Raw genomic sequence first — 6,570 nt, forward strand, 5'->3', positions numbered from 1 at the left:
CGTATCTCCATCTTGGCCGGGGGCTCGCCCCGAGGCCGGATACGTTGACGCAGACCCATCAGAAGGCGCTCTCGATAAAACTCCTTGCAGACGGGGCGGGCCATACGTTTTCTGGAGGGCGTTGCCGAAACGGCGAATCAGGCCTTCGAAGCAGCCGTGCGGATCGCTGGTCTTTTCACGAGTGACCGGGAGCGGATAGCGGCCGAAAGTGATCGGACGGGGTCCTCACTTCGCATTCACGACTTGCTTCAGCTGCATCCATTCGTCACCGCGAACGGAGTGTGCCGGGTTGAGTGCGCCGACCGTGAATGCTGCGCTGGGCGATCTCGAGCGCCTGGGCCTCGTCGCGGAGATTACGGGCCGTCGGCGTGGCGCGTTTTCAGCTACCGTGTTTATCTCGATATTCTCGGCGAAGGAACGGGACCGCTGCGAGGGTGATCTCCGTTTCTCGCGGCATGAACGTGCCGCGTTAAGCGGCTGCTTGCCCGACTCTCTCCCCCGCGCGCTTAGTTGGCGAGGTCACGTGGGGCGCTCCAGTAGGGTTGTCAACGCCCGGCTCGGAGGTGGGTCGGCTTGGCTACATCTGGGCTAGGGTGTCGTTCGTGGGCCGGCTGGCCCGAGTTAGCCGCGGCTAACTCGGGATCGCTGAAGAAAGAAGTTAGCCGCGGCTAACGATCCCAGCCGTCAGGCCGGCACCCCAATGTGATGTTTGGGATTTGCGCCAACGAATTATTGCGTCACCGAGCTCACATGATTCGTTCAGCTGTTAACGTTTCGTTAGCAGAAAAAACGTTGCGCCTCCGCTCAGAATCGGCGCTAATGCCTCAAGACGCGCTCGAAGCGCGAAACTTTGAAAAACTCCGCAGCTTTGATTTTGTGAGATCCCTCAAGACATGGCACGCAAACCCGCCATTTCCGCTTCGAAGGCGACAGAGCTTCGGACGCTGATTCAGCGGCACGCGAATAATCTGTCGCAGCAGTTGCAGGCACATCAACGCAACAATTTTCCTCCGTCCGCAGAAAAGTCCATCCGCCTATTTTCGCCTGCGGAAGCGGCGAAGCTTATTGGCATCCACGAAGGATATCTCCGGCAGGTCGCGGCTGAAGGACGCGGAGTGGCTTCGACGGTCACGAACGGTCGACGGTCCTACTCGGTTGAGGACATTCAGAATATTCGTCGTATTCTCGACCAGAGCGCCCGAGGTGATCGTCGCTATCTGCCCCATCGCGTCGATGGCGAGCATTTGCAGATTATCACTGTCATGAATTTCAAAGGTGGGTCGGGGAAGACGACGACATCGGCGCATTTGGCGCAATATCTCGCTCTGCACGGGTATCGCGTTCTTGCCATTGATCTCGATCCTCAGGCAAGCCTGTCTGCGCTTTTCGGCTCGCAGCCCGAACTCGATGTAGGATCCAATGAAACTTTGTACGGCGCGATTCGGTACGACGAGCATCGTCGTTCCATCAGCGAGATCGTCAGAGGAACCTATATTCCCAATCTGCATTTGATCCCCGCCCATCTAGAGCTGATGGAGTTCGAGCACGAAACGCCGAGGGCGCTGATGCAGCGCGCACCCGGAGATTTGATGTTTTTTGGACGTATCGCTCAGGCGATTGCCGAGGCGCAGAACCTCTATGACATCGTCGTCATCGATTGCCCTCCGCAACTCGGCTATTTGACCCTCTCTGCGTTGAGCGCCGCCACCGCAGTTCTGATCACGGTGCATCCGCAAATGCTCGACGTGTTGTCGATGGCGCAGTTCTTGACGATGACGGGAGACCTCTTGGAGGTCGTAGCCGATGCGGGGGGGGCCACGAATTACGACTGGATGAATTACCTCGTCACGAGATTCGAGCCGAGCGACGGCCCTCAAAATCAGATGGTCGCTTTCCTGCGGTCGATCTTCGGGGAACACGTGCTCATACATCCCATGCTGAAAAGCACGGCGATCTCGGACGCATCGATCACAAACCAGACGCTGTATGAAGTGGAGCGCCAGCAGTTCACCCGATCGACATACGATCGCGCGGTCGAATCCATGAACCAAGTCAACGGAGAGATCGAGAGTTTAATCCGAAGAGCCTGGGGGAGGACAGCATGAGCCGAAAAGCGCTCTTCGCGAATTTGCAACTCGGCTCGGCGCCCGCCTCCGACGGTAAAGTCACGGCCGCGACCGATGATCTCCGAGTCAATGAAAAGTCAGACGCGGATCCCGTGGTAAGGGCGGCAACGCACAAGACACGACCCATTCTCGGCTCCTCGGCACTTATAAAGTCTGCTGCGGCTCCTGTCGGCGCGCTCGGGCAGTCTCTCAGCGAGTTCAAAGCACAATCCGAGCGCGCGCTCGCTATCGAGCGGCAGCTTGCCGAGGGGCAGGTCGTTGTCGACCTCGATCCGACGCTGATCGATCCTTCCTTTGTCGAGGATCGCATGGCGACGAGCCGGGAGGCGCATGCACGACTGGTCGAAGCTATTCGAGATCATGGGCAGCAAGTGCCGATTCTCGTGCGCCCTCATCCGAGCGTGAGCGGGCGATTTCAGGTCGCCTATGGCCATCGGAGGCTTCGCGCTGCGCTCGATCTGCAGCGCACAGTGCGCGCCGTCGTCAAGTCTCTCTCCGATGACGAACTCGTCATTGCGCAAGGTCAGGAAAATAACGAGCGGCAAGATTTGTCGTTCATAGAGAAGGCGCGTTTCGCGCGCAGCTTGGAACAGAGAGGCTTCAAGCGCGACACGATCATGACCGCGCTGTCCGTCTACAAGAGCGATTTGTCCAACATGCTCTCGGTTATTTCGAAAGTTCCCGAGAATGTCATCCATGCGATTGGTCCGTCGCTCGGAATCGGGCGGCGCGGGTGGATCGATCTCGCCGAGCGTTTTTCGGATCCCGCAGTCGCGAAATCGGTCAAAGCGTTGATTGCGTCGCCGGACTTCCTCGCTCTCGAAAGCGATCAGCGGTTTCGACGGGTTCATGCCTTGGTGAGACCGAGCGTCGCGGAGCGGCCTCGTCTCCAAAATTGGACGACCGCGGAAGGCGCAAAACTCGCCAAGATTGTGCAGGACGCCGAAAAAATTTCGGTGACGATCGATCGTCGCGTCGCCCCTGAATTTGGTGACTTCGTCCTCGAGCGATTGCAGGCGCTCTATGAGGAGTTCAAATCCCGTCGATGACGGGGAGAGTTATGTGTGACGTCGAGCGTATGACGCAGGAGACATCGACAAAAGAAAAAGGCCCCCGAAACGTCGCCCCGGAAGCCCTTCTCGTAGTTCGCACCTAGAGAATCACACTTCCGCGAATCGCTGTCAAGAGTCGGCGCCGTTTCGGCGAGCGGATTTCTTTTGCCTGAATGAGGCAAAGGATCATGCAGACACGTCCAACGACGCCCTTCGGGCGGCGGTCGTTGTCGCTCGCCATGGTGGCGAGCCAGACCGCGACCGAGAATTTCGCCACGAAGCCGGGCGCATCCGAGACCGTCGTCCACAAATGGCGGCTGTTTCGCGCGCTCACCGAAGCCAAGGAGCCGCTCGGCGTCACCGAGCGCGCGCTATCGGTGCTGCACGCGCTGCTGAGCTTTCACCAGGAAACAGCGCTCAGTCTACCGGAGGTCGGGTCGATGTCGGCCGAGGCGGGCTCGGCCGGCGCCGGCATCGTCGTGTTTCCCTCGAACAAGGAACTCTCGATCCGCGCCCATGGCATGGCGCCGGCGACGCTGCGGAGGCATCTCGCCTGCCTCGTCGAGGCCGGGCTGATCATTCGCCGCGATTCGCCGAATGGCAAACGCTTCGCCCGGAAAGGGCAGGGGGGAGCCATAGAGGACGCCTTCGGCTTCGACCTCGCGCCGCTCGTGGCGCGCTCGAGCGAAATCGGGAACCTCGCCGAGGAGGTGCGGGCCGAGAATCGCGCGATCGCGCTGCTGCGCGAGAAGATCACGCTGACCCGCCGCGACATCGCAAAAATGATCGAGACCGCGTTGGAGGAGGGGGTCTCGGGTGACTGGGACGAGGCGCATCAGCGCTATGCGACGCTCTCGGGGCGCTATGGACGGGGGCTTTCCCACGCCGATCTGGAGGCTTTGGCCTGCGATCTGGCCACTCTAGCGGCGGAAATCCACAAGTCGCTGGAAACGCATATAAAAGCTCAAAATATGAGCGGCAATGAGTCTCAATCTGAGCGTCACATACAGAATCAAACCACAAACTCTTCTGATCTTGAACCTAGCCTTCAAGAAGGCAGGGCTCGGCCATCCCAGCCAAATCTCGATCAGGGCAGGGGAGCGATCGACCGCGCCCCAGAAACAGCCCCAGATCGTCCTCGAACCGTCGATCCCAAGCCGAGCCTTCGCACCTATCCGCTCGGAATGGTGCTGGAGGCCTGTCCAGACATCGCCGATTATGGCCCGAGTGGCGAAATCTCGTCATGGCGAGACCTCGCTGCTGCGGCGGCGACAGTGCGCTCGGCGCTCGGCGTTTCGCCGGACGCCTGGTCACAGGCCCTGGATGTCCTGGGCGAGCATGACGCCTCCATCGTCATCGCCGCGATCCTGCAACGCGGCGATGAGATCAAGAGTGCCGGCGGCTATCTGCGCGTCCTGACCGAAAAGGCGAGGGCAGGGGAATTCTCGCTCGGACCCGTGCTGATGGCCCTGTTGCGCGGCAAGGCCGCGAAGGCGGCGCGCGAACGCAAGAAAACAGGGTGACGCGGGGATGGATGATCGGACCGAGCCCCGGCGATCCGCTCGCTCACAACGTTTCGGCGTCGAGCAATCGGAGCTTTTCGGCGCGATCGAGCAGGCTTTTGACGGAGGAGGGCGCCCAGCGGGTTCCGCCGCGTGGCGTGCGCTCATACATGGCCTCGAGCTGCGCGCCGATCTGCGCGAGCGTCAGATCGGGATTGGCCCGCTTGATCCCGGCGACGAGCGTGACCAGGCGTTCGCTGCTGACTTTTCGGCTGGCGGCTTGATGGAGGAGGCGGGGCTCGATCAAGCCCTCGTGGACGAAGCATTTGACCGCGCGCTTCAGGCGCTCGACAGTCCATTGGGGCAGGGGAGCGCCGTTGGCGCCATCGCGCTTGGCGTTGAGCACGCGCACGACGTCCTGCCAGCGGTGATCCGGGCGCATTTGCCGTACGACCGGCAGCCAATGTTCGGCCGTTCGATTGACGCGCTCGAAATAATTCGCCGCCTTGGCGTCGACGATGCGCTGGATGGCGTCGCGGTCGCCGGCGCGGAGCTTTGGGTTGCCGCCGATGCGGCCGCGCTTCTTGGCGGCGCGCAGGCCGTCCTTGGTGCGCTCCCGGATCAGGGCGCGCTCCAGCTCCGCTACGGCGCCGAGAACCTGCAGAGCGAACCGGCCTTGCGGGGTCGTGGTGTCGATGGGATCGGCGAGCGATTTGAAATGCGCGCCCTTGGCGTCGAGCTCGGCGATCACGGCCAGGAGATGCGACAGCGAGCGGGCCAAACGATCGAGCCGCGCGACGACCAGCACATCGCCGCGGCGCACGCGCGAAAGGGCCTTGGCGAGTTCCGGCCGCGAGGCTTTCGCCCCCGACATATGCTCGCGAAAAATCTCGACGCAGCCGGCGGCCTTCAGCACATCGGTCTGGGCGTCCGTGACCTGCTCCTCGGTCGAGACGCGAGCGTAGCCGATCAGGGGCATTCGCCCTGGTCTCCTTCCGACGAAATCCGCAACGGACTATTTGCGAGCCGCTCGATAAGCCTCAGGAATCTCGTCGTCCGCAACCGGCGGCGCGCCACCCTCGCGGCGCATGATCTGGTCGAAGGCGCTCCAATCGGTCCGACCTTTCTTTTCCGCGAAATAACGAGCCGTGCGCAGCGCCGAAACCTTTTCGGCCACCGCCGAAGCGACGAACTGGTTGAGGCTCGTGCCATCCTCGGCGGCGATCTTTTCGGCTTCCGCCTTCATCGAAGCGGGGAGCCGAAGAGCATAAGCGGCAGTTTTGGTTTTCATCGCACCATCCTCATCAGCGTATCTCTCGGCGTGAGAACGTCGACGCCAAAGCGCTCTCGCACAAGTCGGAAGTCACGCAAATTGAACGTAACGATCGTCGCGGGCCGCCCGTTCACAGCCGCCTCGAGGACCAGCTCTTCGCCCGGATCGCGCAATTGCGGCCGCCAAAGGAACCAGATTTCGACCGGTTCGATCAGGTCGATGATCGCATCGAGAAACTGACCGACGTCTTTCGTCGACAGGCCGGCCGCTTTTCGGTGTTCGTCGCGCAGACATACGGCCTCATATTCGATTGCGAGGGCGGCGCTGGCCAAAAGCTGGGCCTGCCCTCGACGCACAAGCTTGAGAAGCTCGGCGGAGGCTCCGCCTGGGCTTCGGAGCGCTGCGATCAGGGCGTTCGTATCCAGAACCAATCTCATTGCTGGGATACTATCATATCGCCTATGATGTGATCAACGGGCAGAATTTCAATTACGATGAATTTTAACAATCGGTCGTTTGAAAACGTAGACGAAGGCCAAAATCCGCGGCCGCCACGTAGGCGCGAGCAGGAGAAAGGCCTGAAAAACAGCCTTTTTCGTCGATTTGCGGGCCGAAAG

The 6,570-nt window shown here is 61.0% G+C and carries 6 protein-coding genes and 1 pseudogene; 4 read left to right on the plus strand and 3 right to left on the minus strand.

Annotated elements, in window-relative coordinates; translation table 11 throughout:
• Positions 1-108: 108 nt before the first annotated feature.
• The 4 genes and pseudogenes from FMZ75_RS21810 to repC form a co-directional block, all read left to right on the plus strand.
• Positions 109-438, plus strand: a pseudogene (locus FMZ75_RS21810) (Fic family protein); the annotation flags it as partial.
• Positions 439-893: 455 nt separating this feature from the next.
• Positions 894-2,105 carry a plasmid partitioning protein RepA gene (gene repA / locus FMZ75_RS20640; RefSeq protein ID WP_166146050.1) on the plus strand — a complete coding sequence of 404 codons (1,212 nt, stop codon included), beginning with the start codon at positions 894-896 and terminating at the stop codon, positions 2,103-2,105.
• The gene (gene repB, locus FMZ75_RS20645; protein WP_166146053.1) at positions 2,102-3,175 is read left to right on the plus strand and encodes a plasmid partitioning protein RepB; all 1,074 of its coding nucleotides are present in this window, start codon (positions 2,102-2,104) and stop codon (positions 3,173-3,175) included. Before repA ends, repB begins: the two co-directional genes overlap by 4 nt.
• A 191-nt stretch (positions 3,176-3,366) precedes the next feature.
• Positions 3,367-4,701 (plus strand): plasmid replication protein RepC, encoded by a 1,335-nt coding sequence (gene repC / locus FMZ75_RS20650; RefSeq protein WP_166146057.1) that lies wholly within the window; start codon positions 3,367-3,369, stop codon positions 4,699-4,701.
• A gap of 43 nt (positions 4,702-4,744) precedes the next feature.
• On the opposite strand, the gene FMZ75_RS20655 is transcribed toward repC, so the two are convergent.
• The 3 genes from FMZ75_RS20655 to FMZ75_RS20665 are packed head-to-tail and all read right to left on the minus strand — an operon-like array spanning position 4,745 to position 6,390.
• A complete protein-coding gene (locus FMZ75_RS20655) occupies positions 4,745-5,659 on the minus strand; it encodes a recombinase family protein (RefSeq protein WP_166146060.1) in 915 nt (304 codons plus the stop codon).
• Positions 5,660-5,695: 36 nt separating this feature from the next.
• On the minus strand, positions 5,696-5,971 hold the full coding sequence (locus FMZ75_RS20660) for a toxin-antitoxin system HicB family antitoxin (protein ID WP_166146063.1): 276 nt from the start codon (positions 5,969-5,971) through the stop codon (positions 5,696-5,698).
• Positions 5,968-6,390 (minus strand): putative toxin-antitoxin system toxin component, PIN family, encoded by a 423-nt coding sequence (locus FMZ75_RS20665; RefSeq protein ID WP_166146066.1) that lies wholly within the window; start codon positions 6,388-6,390, stop codon positions 5,968-5,970. The genes FMZ75_RS20660 and FMZ75_RS20665 overlap by 4 nt, the downstream gene beginning before the upstream one ends.
• Positions 6,391-6,570 lie beyond the last annotated feature (180 nt).

The organism is Methylosinus sp. RM1 (assembly GCF_011378635.1).
Lineage (GTDB): Bacteria > Pseudomonadota > Alphaproteobacteria > Rhizobiales > Beijerinckiaceae > Methylosinus > Methylosinus sporium.

Coding starts and splice junctions, on each gene's coding strand:
- repA (WP_166146050.1), top strand. CDS start 894: ATGGCACGCAAACCCGCCATTTCCGCTTCGAAGGCGACAGAGCTTCGG.
- FMZ75_RS20665 (WP_166146066.1), bottom strand. CDS start 6,390: ATGAGATTGGTTCTGGATACGAACGCCCTGATCGCAGCGCTCCGAAGC.
- repC (WP_166146057.1), top strand. CDS start 3,367: ATGCAGACACGTCCAACGACGCCCTTCGGGCGGCGGTCGTTGTCGCTC.
- repB (WP_166146053.1), top strand. CDS start 2,102: ATGAGCCGAAAAGCGCTCTTCGCGAATTTGCAACTCGGCTCGGCGCCC.
- FMZ75_RS20660 (WP_166146063.1), bottom strand. CDS start 5,971: ATGAAAACCAAAACTGCCGCTTATGCTCTTCGGCTCCCCGCTTCGATG.
- FMZ75_RS20655 (WP_166146060.1), bottom strand. CDS start 5,659: ATGCCCCTGATCGGCTACGCTCGCGTCTCGACCGAGGAGCAGGTCACG.